The sequence below is a fragment of the Candidatus Enterococcus leclercqii genome (assembly GCF_009933135.1).
Taxonomy (GTDB): domain Bacteria; phylum Bacillota; class Bacilli; order Lactobacillales; family Enterococcaceae; genus Enterococcus_C; species Enterococcus_C leclercqii.
In genome coordinates this window covers 182171-200794 of the sequence record NZ_MAEH01000021.1, presented here as the reverse complement: position 1 = coordinate 200794, position 18624 = coordinate 182171, and the positions used below count along the sequence as shown (strand labels likewise).

Annotated in this window: 15 protein-coding genes; 14 read left to right on the top strand and 1 reads right to left on the bottom strand. The window is 42.7% G+C overall.

What is annotated here, in order from left to right; genetic code table 11:
• Positions 1 to 102: 102 nt before the first annotated feature.
• From yhbY to BAU14_RS13860, 12 genes are all read left to right on the top strand, one after another.
• Positions 103 to 414, top strand: coding sequence for a ribosome assembly RNA-binding protein YhbY (gene yhbY / locus BAU14_RS13915; protein ID WP_161900708.1), 312 nt, complete (start codon positions 103 to 105; stop codon positions 412 to 414).
• Positions 415 to 456: 42 nt separating this feature from the next.
• The gene (locus tag BAU14_RS13910; protein ID WP_161900707.1) at positions 457 to 1098 is read left to right on the top strand and encodes a nicotinate-nucleotide adenylyltransferase; all 642 of its coding nucleotides are present in this window, start codon (positions 457 to 459) and stop codon (positions 1096 to 1098) included.
• Positions 1088 to 1675 (top strand): bis(5'-nucleosyl)-tetraphosphatase (symmetrical) YqeK, encoded by a 588-nt coding sequence (gene yqeK, locus BAU14_RS13905; protein ID WP_161900706.1) that lies wholly within the window; start codon positions 1088 to 1090, stop codon positions 1673 to 1675. Before BAU14_RS13910 ends, yqeK begins: the two co-directional genes overlap by 11 nt.
• A 50-nt stretch (positions 1676 to 1725) precedes the next feature.
• A complete protein-coding gene (rsfS, locus tag BAU14_RS13900) occupies positions 1726 to 2067 on the top strand; it encodes a ribosome silencing factor (RefSeq protein WP_202622241.1) in 342 nt (113 codons plus the stop codon).
• A 1-nt stretch (position 2068) separates the two neighbouring features.
• A complete protein-coding gene (locus BAU14_RS13895) occupies positions 2069 to 2815 on the top strand; it encodes a class I SAM-dependent DNA methyltransferase (protein WP_161900704.1) in 747 nt (248 codons plus the stop codon).
• Positions 2816 to 3236: 421 nt separating this feature from the next.
• A complete protein-coding gene (locus BAU14_RS13890; RefSeq protein WP_161900703.1) occupies positions 3237 to 4754 on the top strand; it encodes an ABC transporter permease in 1518 nt (505 codons plus the stop codon).
• A gap of 45 nt (positions 4755 to 4799) precedes the next feature.
• Positions 4800 to 5474, top strand: coding sequence for an ABC transporter ATP-binding protein (locus BAU14_RS13885; protein WP_161900702.1), 675 nt, complete (start codon positions 4800 to 4802; stop codon positions 5472 to 5474).
• Positions 5467 to 7086 carry a PASTA domain-containing protein gene (locus BAU14_RS13880; protein WP_161900701.1) on the top strand — a complete coding sequence of 540 codons (1620 nt, stop codon included), beginning with the start codon at positions 5467 to 5469 and terminating at the stop codon, positions 7084 to 7086. Before BAU14_RS13885 ends, BAU14_RS13880 begins: the two co-directional genes overlap by 8 nt.
• 321 nt (positions 7087 to 7407) lie before the next feature.
• The gene (locus BAU14_RS13875) at positions 7408 to 7686 is read left to right on the top strand and encodes a DUF1294 domain-containing protein (RefSeq protein WP_161900700.1); all 279 of its coding nucleotides are present in this window, start codon (positions 7408 to 7410) and stop codon (positions 7684 to 7686) included.
• A gap of 78 nt (positions 7687 to 7764) precedes the next feature.
• Positions 7765 to 8799 (top strand): lysylphosphatidylglycerol synthase transmembrane domain-containing protein, encoded by a 1035-nt coding sequence (locus tag BAU14_RS13870; RefSeq protein WP_161900699.1) that lies wholly within the window; start codon positions 7765 to 7767, stop codon positions 8797 to 8799.
• Between the two features lie 343 nt (positions 8800 to 9142).
• On the top strand, positions 9143 to 11755 hold the full coding sequence (gene clpB / locus BAU14_RS13865; RefSeq protein WP_161900698.1) for an ATP-dependent chaperone ClpB: 2613 nt from the start codon (positions 9143 to 9145) through the stop codon (positions 11753 to 11755).
• 395 nt (positions 11756 to 12150) lie between these two features.
• Positions 12151 to 12618: a hypothetical protein gene (locus tag BAU14_RS13860; protein WP_161900697.1), complete on the top strand. Its 468-nt coding sequence runs from the start codon at positions 12151 to 12153 to the stop codon at positions 12616 to 12618.
• A 324-nt stretch (positions 12619 to 12942) separates the two neighbouring features.
• Here BAU14_RS13860 and BAU14_RS13855 read toward each other — a convergent pair whose 3' ends face one another.
• On the bottom strand, positions 12943 to 14163 hold the full coding sequence (locus BAU14_RS13855; protein ID WP_161900696.1) for a GNAT family N-acetyltransferase: 1221 nt from the start codon (positions 14161 to 14163) through the stop codon (positions 12943 to 12945).
• A gap of 242 nt (positions 14164 to 14405) precedes the next feature.
• On the opposite strand from BAU14_RS13855, the gene lepA reads away from it, so the two are divergent.
• Together lepA and kdpA are read left to right on the top strand one after the other, a co-directional pair.
• The gene (lepA, locus tag BAU14_RS13850; RefSeq protein ID WP_272927995.1) at positions 14406 to 16229 is read left to right on the top strand and encodes a translation elongation factor 4; all 1824 of its coding nucleotides are present in this window, start codon (positions 14406 to 14408) and stop codon (positions 16227 to 16229) included.
• Positions 16230 to 16942: 713 nt separating this feature from the next.
• Complete coding sequence (gene kdpA, locus BAU14_RS13845) at positions 16943 to 18619, top strand: potassium-transporting ATPase subunit KdpA (RefSeq protein ID WP_161900694.1); 1677 nt, start codon at positions 16943 to 16945, stop codon at positions 18617 to 18619.
• Positions 18620 to 18624 lie beyond the last annotated feature (5 nt).

The following is an 18624-nucleotide window of genomic DNA, read 5'->3' as shown; positions in this document are numbered from 1 at the left end:
CTCAGAAAACCGGTACTCTCGGTTTAATCTGGGCCGTGGTTTTTGTATAATAGTGAGTGTGGATGCGGATAAATTAGCATCTTGAAGAGAAAAGAGGATATTATGGAATTAAGAGGAAAACAAAAGCGTTTCTTACGTAGCAAAGCCCATCACCTGCAACCAATTTTTCAAGTAGGTAAAGGCGGATTGAATGAGGCAATGATCACGCAGATCAAAGAAGCACTGGAAAAGCGTGAGTTAATCAAGATTACTTTGCTGCAAAACACTGACGAGATTGCCGAAGATGTGGCGGATGTCTTGAAGAATCAGATCGGTTGTGAAATCGTTCAGATTATCGGACGGGTAGTGGTTTTGTATAAAGCATCATCCAAAGAAAAATACCAAAAACTGTCTCAAGAAGTAAAAGCGATTTGAAAATAAGTCGCCGCGCATCGGTTACTGATGGAGGTGATAACGATGCAGACCAAACTTACAAACGGTGTTGAGACGCTGGTTGCTGAAGCAGAGCCTGAGTGCAATTGTCGAAAACAAGTAGGAATTTTGGGAGGAAACTTTAATCCTGTCCACAATACCCACTTGTTGATTGCCGATCAAGTCGGTCATGCTTTGGGATTAGATCAGGTTTTACTCATGCCGGAATTTTTACCCCCCCATGTCGATGAGAAAAAAACAATTGCTGCCTCAGATCGATTGGCTATGCTAGAAGCTGCAGTTAGTGATAATCAGCTTTTAAGTATTGAAAAGACTGAGCTGGAACGCAAAGGCAGAAGCTTCACTTATGATACGATGAAGGCGTTAAAGGCACAGCATCCGGATACGGACTATTATTTTATCATCGGTGGGGACATGGTGGCCTATTTACCGAAATGGTACAAAATTGATGAATTGTTGCAGTTGGTGCAATTTGTTGGCGTTAGACGGCCAGGCTATCCAGACACCTCTGCTTTTCCTATCATCTGGGTAGACGTGCCTTTGATGGACCTCAGTTCAACAACGATTCGTAAAAAAGTCGCACAAGGCTGTTCGATTCGTTATTACGTCCCGGAGGCAGTTCGTGAATATATCATCGAAAAGGGGTTGTACCTAGATGAAATATGAAGGAAATTACACAGCGATGAATCGGGAGCTACTGATGCAAACGGTTCAGATGCATATGAGTGAGAAGCGGTTTAAACATGTGTTGGGGGTAGAGAAAACGGCGGTTGCCTTGGCGGAGAAATACGGGGCTTCCCCAGAAAAGGCATCTATCGCAGCCTTGACCCACGACTATGCGAAAGAACGTCCTAATGATGAGTTTGAGTTGGTGATTAAGCGTGACGGCTTTGATTTGGACTTGTTGAACTGGAACAACGCCATCTGGCATGGTATTGTCGGTGCAGACTTTGTACAGCGGGAGCTAGGGATTGACGATCAGGAGATTTTACAGGCCATTCGCCTGCATACTACTGGTGCAGCCGAGATGAGTCTGTTAGATAAGATCATTTATGTCGCTGATTTTATTGAGCCTGGCCGAGATTTTCCTGGTGTCGATAAGGCGCGAGAACTGTCTTTAGTGGATCTTGATGAGGCAGTCCGCTACGAAACCCAGCATACCTTGTTACATTTATTGGAAACAAAAAAAGCAATTTACCCGGAGACCATCGAAACTTATAATCGTTGGGTTGCAGGGAAGTAACAATTGTCGAAAAAATTGAAGGAGTGTGACCTAAAATAGATAGTCAGAGAATTTTAGAAGTTGCTGTGAAAGCAGCTGATAGTAAACATGCCGAGGATCTTTTGGCATTGGATGTACGGGAGATTTCACTTTTGGCGGATTATTTTGTTATCTGTTCTGCTAGCAACGAACGCCAAATCAATGCCATCATTGATGAGGTAGTCGAAAGAGAAGAAGAAGCTGGAATTGAAGTGAAACGAATCGAAGGCAAAGATGGCGCAAAATGGGTGTTGATTGACTTGGGTGAAGTGATTGTCCATGTCTTCTCCAATGATGAGCGGGCCTTTTATAACCTTGAAAAACTTTGGTCTGATGCACCATTAGTGAATCTTTCCCAGTGGGTCGTAGAATAAAATGGCCTATGAGACATTCGCTTTTGTCTATGATGAAGTGATGGACAGCAGTCTTTACGAAAAGTGGCTGTCTTTTTCCAAACGACATCTGGATGGGAAAAAACAAGTTTTGGAATTGGCCTGCGGGACAGGGGCTCTGGCTGTCGCTTTTGCTAAAGATGGCTACGATGTGACCGCTTTGGATTTATCGGAAGAAATGTTAGTGATTGCCAGTGATCGTGCGTATGAAGCGGCGGTAGAAATCCAATTTTTAGAAGGCGACATGATGGATTTGGACGGAATCGGCGAATTCGAAGCGGTGACCTGCTTCTCCGATTCTATCTGTTATATGGAGGATGCCCCCAGTGTCCAACAGGTTTTTGATGAAGTTTATCAGGTTCTAAAAGAAGACGGGATTTTTATGTTCGATGTCCATTCTCAATACCAGGTAAATGAAGTCTTTCCTGATTACAGCTACCATTATCAAACAGATGCGTTTGCGTTTTTGTGGGAGTCTTATCAGGATGAACCGGATACAATCCAGCACTTTCTGACCTTTTTTGTGTCAGAAGAGGCGCCCGTAACCGATGAGGTACCGGAACTCTTTCTCAGAAAAGATGAAATCCATGATGAGCGGACCTATCCCCATAGTGATTATTTACGGATGTTGGAAAATGCTGGTTTTTCCAAGGTGGAAAGCTATGCTGACTTTATCGACAGTGAACCAAATGAAAAAAGCAGACGCTGGTTTTTTGTCTGCCATAAATGAAGAAAGGCCGGTCGTTTTTGATCGGTCTTTTTTTGCGCTCTCATTTCACAGGTGTTTTTTAACTAAGATTGCAAAAGAACGTCTACTATCAGTTTTGTAAGGTAGACCAATTCGGCTGGGAAAGTCTTGTACCAAGGTCGGAATATCGGTAAACTGAAGCTGATCAAGTGAAAACGTTACAAAAGCTGGCGCGTTATGTTCAGTAAAATCAGGTAACGAAAGAAATGTTTTTTGCAGCCAGGGAATTGTCAGCCACTGTGAATTCTAAATATGAGACCACTGTGACAATCTCCTTAACTGGGAAAAAGAAAACGTCAAAATACTATTGCTGTGTTATTTTTGATATGAAATAATCTTAGGAAACAGATAACTTCTGCGAATAGCAGAGTATTTGAATAAAGAGGTTCTGGAGGAAGAAAAAATGAATTTTTGGCAACGGGCCCTAAAGAGTATCTCCCGCAGAAAAGGAAAATCCTTTATTTTGTTTTTGGTGATCTTTATCCTGGGCAATGTCATTGCAGGCGCGGTGGCGATTCAACAGTCAACGGTCAATGTAGAAAAAGCCACGAAGGAAAAGCTGGGGGCACGAGCTGTCTTGGATGTGGACTACGAGAAATACAACAAGGATGCCGAAAAAAATCCTGAATTGAAATGGCCGGATCCATTAACAGATAAAGAATATCAAAAAGTAGCTGAACTGCCCCAGGTCAAATATTACGATATGTCCCTAAGTGCCTATATCGGAACCAGCAAATTGGCAGGCTACACTCCTGAAGACGGCGAAATGCTTGTAGGCTCCGGTGCAAATTACTTCTTTAACTTAAAAGGAAATAACAATGGCCAGCTTCCAGATCTTCGAGAGGGCTACATCAAATTGGATCAAGGGGAAATGTTCTCTGAACAAGAAGCAAAAGATGGCAGTAATGTCGTATTGATTTCTAAAGAGGTTGCTGAAGCCAATCAGCTAAAAGTTGGCGATCAGATGGTGATTGATGCCACCAGTGAGATGATCGATATGGGGCTCATCCAACCGCGAGAAGGCAGCACGGTTGATGCAACCGTTACAGAGGATTCTGCTGAAGAACCAGCCGAAGCAAAGGTGGTTTCCTTTGATTTTCCGGTGACAGTTAAAGGTATTTTCAACGTTGCCAGAAAAGAAACCAAAGATCTGTCAAAAGAAGAAAAGACGCAGGATGATTGGGCTGCTGCCGATCAAATCAACACATTTTATATGCCGAATAAAACAGTGCAGGCCTTGATGGACCAATCCCTGGATAAATTTTATGTCAATCTTTCTGAAGCTGACCGTAAAGATTACCAGCTAACCTTTGCTCAGGCGACGTATGTGTTAAATGCACCGGATGAAGTGGCAGCTTTCCGGGAAGACGCACAGGGACTATTGCCGAAATACTACGCTGTAATCGCAGACTCTGATCAATATGATCAAGTGGCCGGTGGAATGAAGAAATTGGGAGAAATCGCAAAATATGTTGTGATTATTGCAGCTGTGGCGACAATGTTAATTATTTCGTTGGTGGTATTACTCTTTTTAAGAGACCGCAAACACGAATTAGGTATTTATCTTTCCCTTGGAGAAAGTCGAGGGAAAATTATTGGGCAAATACTTGCAGAACTCTTGTTGGTTAGTCTGGTGGCGTTAATACTTTCATTGCTTACTGGTAATCTTTTAGGTGGTGTGGTATCTGATCAATTGATGCAAACCGATTGGATTAACAACACGCAAGAAGGAATCATGTACAGCGTTGCCAATGGAAACCAGTCTGTGAACTTTGAAGAGGTACGGGCCGCCTATAAAGTCAGCTTCACCCCGGGATATGTCATCACATATCTGGTATTAGGATTAGGAACCGTTCTGCTGTCAGCGGTACTGCCATTGTTGTACATCATGCGTCTGAATCCGAAAAAGATTATGATGTGATCCAGCAAGCCAGATTGAAGGTTCAATATTGAGGAGGAGCAGACCATGGCATTATTAGAAGCAAAGAATGTAGATTATTTTTATCAAGACGGTGATCAGCGGCGATTTATCTTGAAAGACACGACGGTTTCCTTTGAAAAAGGCCGTTTTTATACGATATTGGGTCAATCCGGCTCAGGCAAAACCACATTGCTCTCTTTATTAAGTGCGTTGGATTCACCGAAGGCTGGAGAAATTCTCTATAATGGTGAAAATATCCAGAAAATCGGCTACGAAAAATATCGCCGAGATGATATTAGCATTATTTTTCAAAGTTACAATTTGATTCCGTATCTGTCTGCGGCTGAAAATGTCCAGGTGCCAATGGCTATCACAGACAACAAATTGCCAGACGATAAAAAAGCAGTGGCTTACAATTTACTGGACTATATCGGGATTACCCGCGACAAAGCGGATCGTTTAGTTAACCAACTTTCTGGGGGAGAACAGCAGCGTGTCGCCATTGCCCGGGCATTAGCAACCAATGTCGACATTATTATGGCCGATGAGCCCACAGGAAATCTGGATGAAGAGATGGAACAAGAGATTGTCGACATCTTTAAAGAATTGGCTCACAAACACGGAAAATGCGTGATTGTTGTGACCCACGCCAATGAGATCGCCCAACAAGCAGATGACGTGTTGTATTTACGTAAAGGTGTGTTGAAAACTCATGAGTGATTTTTTATCCAACTTTTCAAAAGAAAACTATGACGGAAAAAAGAAACTGGCGTCTTCAAAGGTACCAGAAGCGGACTTGGATGAGAATTTTGAGAAGGAATTTTCAACTGATGCCAGCCCATCAAAAGCAGAAGAAACAGAGAAAGATCTTTCCCGGAGCCAACGGATGAATCGCAGCTTTGATCCTGCCTATGATCAACGTTTGGCAAGTCCTACTGCTGAAACCGAGGAGCGCCTGTCTGAAGAGACCACTGAATCTGAAAGTGGTGGCCGGTTTCAGGCAGAGGAAACCGAATTTGATCCAACCTATAAAAAAAGACGAATCCGCAAGATTGCCCTTCTTAGTGGAGCTGCAATTGCGGTTTTCGCGGGTCTGTTCTTTCTCTATTATTCATTGACTCATGTGTTGGTGCCAGACTTCTCAGGAAAGGCTGTTGCTGAGGCCCGCAGTTGGGGAAGTGAGGCAGGTGTGAAGGTGGAAACCAAGCAGGTCTATGACTTCAAAGCTGCAATAAACGAAGTCATCAGCCAATCAGCCAAAGCTGGCGAAAAGCTGAAAAAAGGAACCGAGATGACAGTAACTGTCAGCATGGGGCCTGATCCAGAAGAAATCATTCCGCTACCAGATTTTGCTAATCTGACTGTAGATCAAGCGACTGCTTGGATAGAAGAGAAAAAGGCTGAAAACGTGACGATCATTCGAGAATTTGACAAACAGATTACAGATGGTGGATTTATCAAAATGGAGGCCGCCTCAAAGGACCAGGATCTGGAAAAGTATAAACGTCAAGATCGTTTGAATGTCTATTACTCCAAAGGAAAAGAAGTTTTTGAAAAAAATATCACAGTCACAGATTTTACCAATAAACCTTTGTCAGAAGTCAGTGACTGGGCAAAAACCAATGGTGTCAAATTAACTACCGAAAAGATTTTTTCTGAAACGATTGCCGCTGACAATGTGGTTTCCCAGGAGACAGCCAAAGGGACAAAAATTGCTAAAAACGATACCCTCAAGCTGAAAGTGTCTAAAGGGAAACCTATTCGCATTCCGGATTACTCCCAGTACACGATTGAGCAAGCTCAGTCATTAGAAGGTGGCATATCGGCTGTGATTAAGAGCGTTTATTCGGATTCTGTAGGGTATGGCCGCTTTATCAGCCAGTCGGTTGAAGCCGGAAAAGAATTTGCTGAAGAAGACAAGCTGCCATCAGTTGAAGTGGTTTATTCTCAAGGACGCCCATATATCAAAGATCTACGGGGACAAACGACAGAAGGTGATCTACCTAAGCTGTTTTTTGATGAGTTTCAAGCAAAAGGTGCTGATATCACTTACTCTGTTTATTACGTCGATTCCGCGGAACCAAAAGGCACAGTGATCGAGATGTCCAAATATGGCGAGTTTTTACCCTTGACCGCAACCATCAGCATTGGAATCAGTTTAGGAAACAAACAAGCCGAAATCCCGCCGGTAAGTGATCCCAGTCTACCCACCGAAGATTCTGATACGACAGCGACTACTGAAACGCAGCAACCCGCTGATAATCAGGAAACGTCAGCAGTAAAGAACAACAACGCTACTTTAGAAGCTAACAATAGCGGGAGTAAAGGCTAACCTTTTTGCTAATGACTTTCTGAGTGTAAGAGTTTTATTTAAATTTACCTGAATGATAGTGACAGTATTCTGTGATGTCTTGGGTTTGTGTGTTGCCCGGTTAATCATGGTCTGTCCTAGTGTTCAGGTATTTTTGCTATTGTGCAAAAATACCACTGCCAGTATTTTCGGTAGCGTTTTATAAAGCATCGACGAGAATGTCTGTTAGTTTTGGAATTCAGCTGGCTAAAATGTGAAAACAACGTGACTTTTTTTGCATTAAGCTTTACTACTCGGTGATTCTTGCGTTATTCTTAATAAATGAATGGAGGGATCGCTGCGATGGACTTGATCAAAACGCATCCACTTGCGGTTTACCTTATATTAGTCAATACCGGGTTGTTCTGTTTGATGGGATTGGATAAATTAAAGGCCAAAATGGACAGTTGGCGCATCTCTGAAAAGACGCTGCTGCTGCTGGGATTAGCTGGCGGGGGAATCGGCGGTCTCATGGGTCAACAGCTCTTTCATCATAAGACTAGGAAAAAGTATTTTACAGTCTGTTTCGCAATTGGGGGAATACTTTCAGTTGCGGTCTTGCTGTGGTACTATCTACGCTAAGACTCGATTTATAGTTTACTGAAAAGATCCTGCAAGTAAATTTCTTCTGCTGTTAGACCAGAATTTGGGAGTGTGACAATGAAAAATCGTTCAGGACTCAAGATTGTGATGAATATCCTCTTTGTTTTCGTGATATTCGGTATCTTGGGCTTTGTTATCAAAAATTCACTGGGAGATATCTTGGCACAACTTTCGCAGACGCCACTTTTGGTTTTGTTGGGTGTGATTCTTTGTGGGAGCTTGTATATCCTCGTTGAAGGTGAAAATTTGAAGGTGATGGCTGGGACCTTTGAGAAGCACTTTACAACCGGTGATGGTGCTTTAGCCATGTGCTATGCTGCGTTTTATCGTTTGGTGACTTTTGGTGCGGGAACGCTGATTGCAGAAGTGAATTTTTATCACCGCAAAGGATTGCGAATTTCTCAAAGCGTGGGTGTAACCGCCTTGCATATGATCATGTATAAGGTCGCGCTTTTAAGTTGGGCGGTCATCAGTCTGATCATGCAGTTTGTTTTCTTTCACTCGGAAAAACCAAAGATTATTTGGCTGGTCTTGTTTGCTATGGTGGTAACTTTCGTGATTATCGCTGTCCTTTTAGCACTTACCTTGAGCTTGAATCTACAGATCTGGTCTGTGAAATTGGCAAACAAGCTTTTCAAAAGTACAAAGATTCGCGATATGGTAGATAAGGTCAATATTCAGGTCTATTCCCTTCGCGAAGCTGTTGACAGCATCTTGCAAGTTCGCCCGCTGATTTATCGCATTTATTTTCTGAATATGTTGAAAGTCATGTTCTGGTTTGTGATTCCTGCCATTGTTTTGATGGGGGATCATCCCCAGTTAAACTTTTTCTTGTCTTTTGGGTTGACTAGTTTTGCTGTTATTTTGGCAGGATCAATTCCAACACCGGCTGGGATTGGTTCTTTTGAATTTGTATATTTGCTGCTGTTCAGTCCAATTGTGGGGACTGTCGATGCAGCCAGCTCTATGCTTTTGTACCGCTTTGCGAGTTATGTTTGGCCATTTTTAATCGGGTTTGTCTATTTCCTGGTGGATAAAAGGCGCGCCATTCATTCCGAAATCAAAGATATCAAAGAAGATACAGCAAAGTAGTTGTGGAAAAATTGAAATAAGTTACAGATAACAGCCTGGGTAAATCTCAGGCTGTTATTTACATTGTACTCAATGCTGAGACTAACCTAATAATTTGAAAATTCGCTGAATGGCTGAATTTTTTTAGATTTTTCGAGAAAATTCGAGTGTTTCGTTTGACCAATTTTGACCAACGGATTATACTATTAAATGTAGATGAGATTATCTACTGCAAAAGGACAGATAACGCTCGGAACTATGGTAGTTCAGGGCTTTTTGGTGAGTTTGCAGTCTCTTTGACCATCATTGATAAAAAGAGTGCCGCAACGTCACCACCTCAGCTCATGAAAGGGAGGAAACCACTTTGAATATTGAAAAAATGACAACAACATTGCAAGAGGCAATCGCTGAAGCCCAACAAGTAGCAGTGACTAGACACCATCAAGAAATTGATATCTTACATTTATGGAAGATTTTTTTACAGCCAAATCATTTCGGACGTAACTTTTATACGGATGCTGGTTTGGATGTCGAGGCTTTTGAAAGAGAGGTCGATCGCGGATTAGACGAATATCCCGTAATTGAAGGGGGCAGCGTTCAATACGGTCAATCGATGAGCCAGAATCTTTTTCATTTGTTGCAAGAGGCAGACGGACTGCGGCAAACGTTTGGCGATGAGTTTTTATCGACGGAGATTGTACTGTTGGCGTTGATGAAGCTGAAAAATTTTACTTTGACCAAGTACTTGGTCAAAAATGGCTTAACTGAAAAAGAACTCAAAAAGAATATTGAAGAGATGCGAGGAGGCGATAAAGTGACCTCAAAAAATCAAGAAGAGCAATACCAAGCACTGGAAAAATATGGTGTGGATTTGGTCCAACAGGTGAAAAACGGTAAAATGGATCCAATCATTGGTCGAGACGAAGAAATTCGAGATGTCATTCGGATTCTCAGCCGTAAGACAAAAAACAATCCGGTGCTTATCGGTGAACCCGGTGTTGGTAAAACAGCGATAGTTGAAGGATTGGCCCAACGGATTGTCCGCAAAGATGTACCAGAAAATTTGAAAGACAAGACGATTTTTTCTTTGGACATGGGGGCGCTGATTGCAGGGGCTAAATTCCGTGGCGAATTTGAAGAACGGCTGAAGGCTGTTTTACAGGAAGTCAAAAAGTCGGATGGCCGAATCATCTTGTTCATTGATGAAATCCACAATATTGTAGGTGCTGGTAAAACAGAAGGTTCCATGGATGCCGGGAATCTTTTGAAACCAATGCTGGCTCGGGGGGAACTGCATACCATTGGGGCTACCACCTTAGACGAATATCGACAATATATGGAAAAAGATAAAGCTTTGGAGCGGCGTTTCCAAAAGGTCTTGGTGAAAGAGCCAACTGTGGAAGATACGGTCTCTATTTTACGGGGACTAAAAGAACGCTTCGAGATTCATCACGGGGTTAATATCCATGACAATGCACTGGTGGCAGCAGCTACTCTATCGGATCGTTACATTACTGACCGCTTTTTGCCAGACAAAGCCATCGATTTAGTGGACGAAGCCTGCGCGACGATTCGTGTGGAAATGAACTCTATGCCTACGGAGTTGGATCAGGTGACCCGTCGTTTGATGCAATTGGAAATTGAAGAAGCAGCTTTGAAGAAAGAAACCGATGATGCTTCTAAAAAACGCTTGGAAAACCTGCAAGAAGAACTGGCAGAGCTGCGTGAAGAAGCCAATGCGATGAAAATGCAATGGGAAACGGAAAAAGAAGAAGTTAATGCCGTGTCCAATAAACGAGCGGAAATCGATCGTGCCCGGCATGAATTAGAAGATGCAGAAAACAACTATGATCTTGAACGAGCCGCTGTTTTGCGTCATGGCACCATTCCTCAACTGGAAAAAGAACTGAAGGAATTGGAAAATAAAGCGAAAAACGATGATCTCAAAATGGTACAAGAGTCAGTAACTGAAAACGAGATTGCTGTCGTTGTGGGACGTTTGACCGGTATTCCGGTGACGAAGTTGGTCGAAGGCGAGCGAGAAAAGCTCATGAAGCTCAACGAAACACTTCATAAACGAGTGATTGGCCAAAATGAAGCAGTTGATGCAGTCAGTGATGCGGTCATTCGCGCTCGTGCCGGCTTACAAGATCCCAATCGCCCACTAGGGTCCTTCTTATTTTTAGGACCTACCGGGGTCGGGAAGACCGAATTGGCAAAAGCATTGGCTGAAAACTTATTTGATTCTGAAGATCACATGGTTAGAATTGATATGAGCGAATATATGGAAAAACATTCGGTGAGCCGCTTGGTGGGGGCACCTCCAGGATATGTAGGCTATGACGAAGGGGGACAGCTGACTGAAGCAGTTCGGCGCAATCCCTACACCATTGTTTTATTAGACGAGATTGAAAAAGCTCACCCGGATGTCTTCAATATTTTGTTGCAAGTATTGGATGATGGCCGCTTGACAGACTCCAAAGGACGAGTGGTAGATTTCAAAAATACAGTCTTAATCATGACTTCCAATATTGGCTCCCAACTGCTTTTAGAAGGTGTGACAGCCGAAGGAAGCATTCCGGAAGCTGTCCAAGAACAAGTGATGAGCTTGCTGCGGGGCCATTTCAAACCGGAATTTTTGAATCGGATTGACGATACCATCTTGTTTACGCCACTGTCATTAGAAGATGTGAAAGGGATCGTTGACAAGATTATCGCCCAACTTTCTAAACGGTTAGAAGATCAGGAAATTTATCTGGATATCGAAGACAGTGCGCGGACCTGGATCGCTGAGCAGTCTTACGAACCAGCCTATGGGGCACGTCCGCTTCGCCGTTTTATCACTCGGGAAGTAGAAACACCACTGGCAAAAGAAATCGTATCTGGCCGAGTGCTGCCGAAAACCAAAGTGACAATCACGCTTTTAGACGATCAGCTAGTCTTTCAAAATGAAATGGCAGAAGCTGAAGAAGCCTAATGAAAGAGAAGGGTGACAATCGTCTTGGCACCTTCCTATGAAGTGAACATTACTAAACATGAACCACAGACAAAAGAGAAGCAGCTTCTGTTAAAACTCAGAAGCTGCTTCTCTTTTAAGATCCGAAATTAATTTATGACCCACAATTTTTTTTAATTTCAAGAACGGTACACTGACTAGAGAAGTGCGCGCAAAAACGCCATTGTAACCGCACCAATCGGTTACGTGGAACAAAGGAATTTTTCGTTTGTCACAAAATACCGCACAATCCTTTTGGGTGAGTACCTTTACTTGTCGTTTTTTTTGATTCTTTTTATACTTAAGGAAATAAGCCCAAATGCAGAGGTTATGGAAGAAGCAGGTACCTCGCATACTTTTTTAAAGGAGTGGAATAGATGGAAATCACCAATGAACGTATCCCTTCACGAAAGTTGCTGATCCTAACCTTGGAACTTTCGGAAGCTCAACTGGGGCAAGCAACTGGAGATAGTTTTCAGCGGCTGATCACAGCTGCCGAAGACTTACAGCTAGTGATTAGTGGTTGGCCGTATGTCGGCTATCAAAAGGTGTCACTTGAAGGCCAGATTGACACTAAACCGTTAGTCGTTGAATTTGGTCTTCCGGTGGAGCAACTGCCGATGTCGGAAGGACTGCCAGAAGGAATTACCTCGAGACAGACGGAAGCCATTCAAGCAGCTGTGACAGAATATGCGGGAGATGATTCTGAGATGGAACTGGTTTATCGCTTAATGATTGATGCTATCAGAGAAGAAAAACATCAGTTTCTCCATAAGAGCTATGAATACTATTGGGAAGACCAGCAAGGCCAGCCCCTGACACGAATCGAAATGCCCTATCTCTAGAGTAAAATAGTGCCCTTGTCTGGAGTCAACTAGCAAGGGATGCCGTGACAACTGTCTAGCCAACCTCCAGTGAAGTGAACACTACCAAACATGAGCCGCAAAAGCCAAGCCATTTCCATTAAAAACAGTGGAGGTGACTTGGCTTTTCATTGTTAAAAACCTCAATCGCTGACTGCTCATTATATTATACGTAAGATCAGGTTTATTCTACGGAATCAGATACAAAAATTGTCGCGAGCAGTGTTGGCAGATTTTTTCTTAATTATAGGATGAAATCTTCGCCAAATACCACTTAAAAATGAGCTGCGGCACAACCTTTTGTTCTCAGAAATAATCACTGAAGTAGGCTTCGGTGTCTGGAATGATTTGTTCTAACGTGCGCAGCGTTTGTTTGTCAGTTACTAAGCGCTCAATTCGTGATAGATAGGCAGCCCGGCGGTAGTTCATCAATAAGCAGCTCAAGGTCTGGATATCCAAAGTGACCGCTTTACCCAAAGGTTTGCGAGTGACTTTTGCCTGCTGGTCAGCTTCTGACCAACTCAATGAGAAAATCCCGTTATTCCACTCAGCTACTGGATCAGTCACCTCGAAGTGAAAAGGTTCGGAGAAAGCTGAAAACGGAAATTGTCGCAGAAACTGTTCGACATCCACGATTCGGGCCATGTAGTAAGGCTCAATCGTTTCTTTTATCTGACTGTCCTCCAAGAGAAAAGCCAGAGGTTCGTTTTTGTAAATATCGCCTTTTACCCAGTAAATCATGGAAAAGTGAGCCGAAATAAAGTTCCAAAGGCCGTTGCGGGCTTCTTGATCCAGATAAAACATCTCTTTGATGTGAAAGACTTCTTCAGCTACCCAGTAAAACAAGACACCACGAGGTTCACCCTGGGCATTGTAATAGACAGCTGCTGTACGTTCTTCTTCATTTTCATAGCGCCAGTATTCCTCCCAGTGGAAACTGCTGCGGGTCAAAGCACCGTGATTCATCAGCGAGAATTGATCATACACAAGGTAGACATCGGGATCGTCTACTTGCTTGCGCTCAACAACGCCACCAACTTCCACTTGTTTTGGCAGCTGGGTGTCACGAATTTTGAAACTCAGTTTATCACTCATAATCTCCCAGCCTTTACGGCGATAGTAGGGGATGTTATAAGGATACAAGTAGCTGATCCATTGGCCATCTTCACGCATGTTTGTCAGGGCCAGTCGAATCAATTCTTGCATCAGTCCGTGACCAGCATATTCCGGATAGGTGCCAACTCCGGTTACGCCGCCCATTTTATAAGGCGTGCCGTGAATATTGACTTCGCAAGGGTAAATAGCGATTTGACTAATCAGCTGATCTTTATGAAACCACCCATAAACTTTTGATAAATCCAAAATAGGCTTTTTCGATTTGATCATTTCTTTTTTACTGTCATAACCACTTTCTTCGATGTCAGATTCTGTTATTTGAAAAACATAAGCTAGCAATTCATTGAACTGATCCAAGTGTTCAGGCCCTACTGGACGGATTTCCATGTCTTGGCGTAAATCAGATTCCATACTTTCAACTCCATTTTCATTGTTAGCCCTATTATACCAGAACTGCATCAAACCGACAGTTGCAAGAAAAGCGGAGAAACCCAGGGTCTATCCTAGGCGAGCCACAGGCGGAAAAGTCTTTAAATTCGATGGATTCGTTGGTATAATGAGAAGGCTGAACATAAGGCGCACCGGTTAATTCACTTTTGGCTGGGGACCTGTTGAATGAAATGAAATGAGGAATCAAGTTGAACATACAAGACATGCAGAATCGGCAAGAACGGATTCGTAATTTTTCCATTATTGCCCATATCGATCACGGAAAGTCTACATTGGCAGACCGAATCTTAGAACAAACCCATACCGTGACCAAACGGGAAATGCAAGATCAACTGTTGGATTCTATGGATCTGGAACGTGAACGAGGAATCACTATCAAGCTAAATGCTATTGAGCTGAATTATACCGCTAAAGACGGTGAAACCTATATTTTTCACTTAATCGACACACCGGGACATGTGGATTTTACTTATGAAGTCTCCCGCAGTCTGGCAGCCTGTGAAGGGGCGGTGTTGGTGGTAGATGCGGCCCAAGGGATTGAAGCCCAGACACTTGCCAATGTTTATTTAGCCTTGGACAATGATTTGGAGATTCTACCAGTCATTAACAAGATCGATCTGCCGGCTGCCGATCCTGAGCGAGTCCGCAAAGAAATCGAAGACGTCATCGGAATTGATGCATCAGAAGCTGTGTTAGCCAGTGCCAAAGCGGGTATTGGTATTGAAGATATTCTGGAACAGATTGTAGAATACGTGCCGGCACCGACTGGAGATGTGACTGCGCCTTTGAAGGCACTGATCTTTGACTCTGTTTATGACAGCTATCGCGGGGTGGTACTCAACATTCGGGTAATGGATGGTGTGGTACGACCTGGGGATAAAATTCAATTGATGAGTAATGGCAAAACTTTTGAAGTAACAGAAGTCGGCGTGTTTTCGCCAAAAGCTATTCAACGGGATTATCTGATGGTGGGAGATGTCGGGTATTTGACCGCCTCTATCAAAACCGTTGCCGACACTCGCGTCGGGGACACGGTAACCTTGGCAGAAAACCCAGCGACAGAAGCGCTTCCAGGTTATCGTAAAATGAATCCAATGGTCTTTTGTGGACTGTATCCTATCGAGACGTCCCGCTACAACGATCTGCGAGAAGCGCTGGAAAAATTAGAGTTGAACGATTCGGCGCTGCAATTTGAACCGGAAACCTCCCAAGCGTTGGGCTTTGGCTTCCGTTGTGGCTTCTTGGGTCTGCTCCATATGGATGTCGTGCAAGAGCGGTTGGAACGCGAATTTAATCTGGAACTAATCACCACCGCGCCTTCGGTTATTTACCATGTTAATAAGACAGACGGTTCAACGATAGTCGTTGACAATCCGGCAGACTTCCCGGACCCAGTTTCAATCCAAGACGTAGAAGAGCCTTACGTGAAAGCACAAATCATGGTTCCCAATGACTATGTAGGTGCTGTAATGGAGCTTTCTCAACGAAAACGCGGCGAATTTGTAACGATGGATTACCTGGATGAGTATCGGGTCAACGTCGTTTACGAGATTCCGTTGTCTGAAATCGTGTTCGACTTTTTTGACAAATTAAAATCCTCCACTAAAGGATATGCCTCTCTCGATTATGAAATGTCCGGTTATCGGGCAAGTAAACTCGTGAAGATGGATATCTTATTAAATGGTGAAACAGTCGATGCCTTAAGCTTTATTGTTCACCGCGATTTTGCCTATGAACGAGGCAAAGCCATCGTTGAAAAACTGAAACAACTCATCCCGCGTCAACAATTTGAAGTGCCCATCCAAGCTGCCATCGGACAAAAAATCGTTGCCCGCTCTGATATCAAAGCGCTGCGTAAAAATGTCCTAGCCAAATGTTACGGCGGTGACGTTTCCCGTAAACGCAAACTTTTGGAAAAACAAAAAGAAGGCAAAAAGCGTATGAAGCAGATTGGCTCAGTGGAAGTACCGCAAGAAGCCTTCATGGCTGTTCTGAAAATGGATGAGGATGAACCTAAGAAGAAATAAGGGGTTGTCTGAAAAAAAGTGAAATAACAAGGCTGTTTTCAAGAATACTCCCCCAAAATCTCCCCTGAAAAAATACATTTTTACTATGGTCCGCAATCCCACATTCATCATGGGTTGTGGATCTTTTTTCTTTTGCAAGTTTTTGATGGAAAAAGAAAGACAGTTTTTAATACTGATTATCAGGCAGTTTTCAGCTTATCACTGAATCACTCTTATAATTACTCGCAAATTCTATCTTTTTCTGGTAAAGAGGGTTAGGTGTTCCGGCTTAAGCTATTTTTTTGTGAACCAGAATAGTGGTGTACTATCTGAAAATTCAATGGGATAGAAAGCTGATTTTGACAATTGCTTAATTCAGGGCAAAGTAGGAAAACGAGCCCGGTTTTCAAGATTAAAAAGGCATCAGAAAGTCACAACACGTTTTCAGGGATAATGAATCAGCTTTTTAAAAGAAGTATTGTTGGGAATAAAAAATGCAAATAGCTCATGACTCTCAAGTATTGATGCAGCATATAAAGATAGTGTAAAGAAACGAATCAAAGTTTCACACTATCTTTATATGCTTTTTTGTATAGTTGCAATGTAAAGGAAGTCGAATGATTTCATAGCGAGCAATGAAAAAAGGAGTGAAATAGAGTGATAGTTTTTTTGGGCATCATTGGTTTTCTGTTGATGATCTATCTTTTCTGGTTTTTATTTAAGGGGGAAGAATTATGAGTAGCGTTGTTTATCAAGGGATTTTTTTTCTGTTTATCCTATTGTTATTAGCGGTGCCATTAGGTTGGTATATAAAAGAAATTATGCAGGGAAGAGTACCTAAAGGAGTTGGTTTTTTACGACCTTTGGAGCGCCTATTTTACAAAGTGATTGGACCGGCTAGTAAAAAAGAAATGTCAGCCAAGCGTTATCTCTTTACACTGTTACTATTGAGCTTTTGTTCCATCCTGTTGCTCATGTTACTACTGATGACGCAACATTTTTTACCGGGAGGTGCCACTGTAGAAAATCTTTCCGTGTCATTGGCGATAAATACAGCAGTAAGTTTTGTAACCAATACAAACTGGCAAGCTTTTGCAGGGGAAACGACCTTGTCCAATCTGTCGCAAATGTTTGGACTGACTGTTCAAAATTTTGTATCGGCAGGCATTGGTCTTTCTGTGCTAATAGCACTTCTTCGTGGCCTTTCTCAAGTTAAAAAGAAAGGGTTAGGAAATTTCTGGCAAGATTTGACCCGCAGCTTGGTCTATATTCTGTTGCCATTATCCTTTATTCTAGCAGTTATACTCATCTCACAAGGCGTCGTGCAAACTTTTCAATCTGGTATCTCTTATCAGGGATTGGAGGGAAAAGAAGCATGGCTATCTCTAGGACCAGTAGCCAGCCAAGTAGCAATTAAACAGCTTGGAACAAATGGTGGTGGTTTCTTTGGTGCCAACTCTGCGTATCCATTTGAGAATCCAACTCTCTTATCCAACTTTTTGGAAAACATTGCGATTCTTTTGATTCCGGCAGCTCTAATTTTTACCTTTGGCTTTTGGATGAAAGATTGGAAACAAGGGCGAACGATCTTAACTGTTTCGCTGGTCTTTTTATCGTTAGCATTTCTTGGAGTAGCATTTAGTGAATTTATTGGAGTAAATGGTGCGCAACTATTAGGCGAAATGAATTTTGAAGGAAAAGAAGTGCGATTTGGTATTGGCTGGTCAAGTTTATGGGCAGTCGCGACTACCGCGGCTTCGAATGGCTCTGTAAATTCAGTATTAGACAGTTTTACCCCTCTTGGCGGAGCCGTACCCATGTTTTTAATGCAACTGGGTGAGATTATTTTTGGAGGAGTGGGAAGTGGCCTTTATGGCATGTTGGCCTTTCTCATGTTGGCTGTTTTTATTGCAGGGTTATTAGTTGGACGTACACCGGAATATCTTGGAAAAAAGATTGAAGCTTTTGATATCAAAATGGCCAGCTTGGTTATCTTAACCCCTTTAATGCTTACACTTTTTGGTGCTATGGCACTGGTTTTGCATCCAGATATTATGAGTTGGTTGACTAACCGTGGCCCCCATGCCTTTAGTGAACTATTATATGGCGCTACATCCCTAGCAAATAATAACGGAAGTGCTTTTGGCGGACTATTGGCAAATACACCATTTTTAAATGGTTTAGGCAGTCTACTTATGCTTATCTCGAGATATTTACCAATAATAGCAATTCTATTTCTAGCCGAAAATATGGGAGCTAAGAAAAAAGCGGCCTTGGGTTCGGGAACATTATCAACAGTTAGTCCAACTTTTGTATCAATGTTAATGATTGTGATTTTGGTAATTGGCGCATTAAGCTTTTTGCCTTCATTGGCATTAGGTCCAATTGCAGAATTTTTTACACAGAGGTAGAGGAG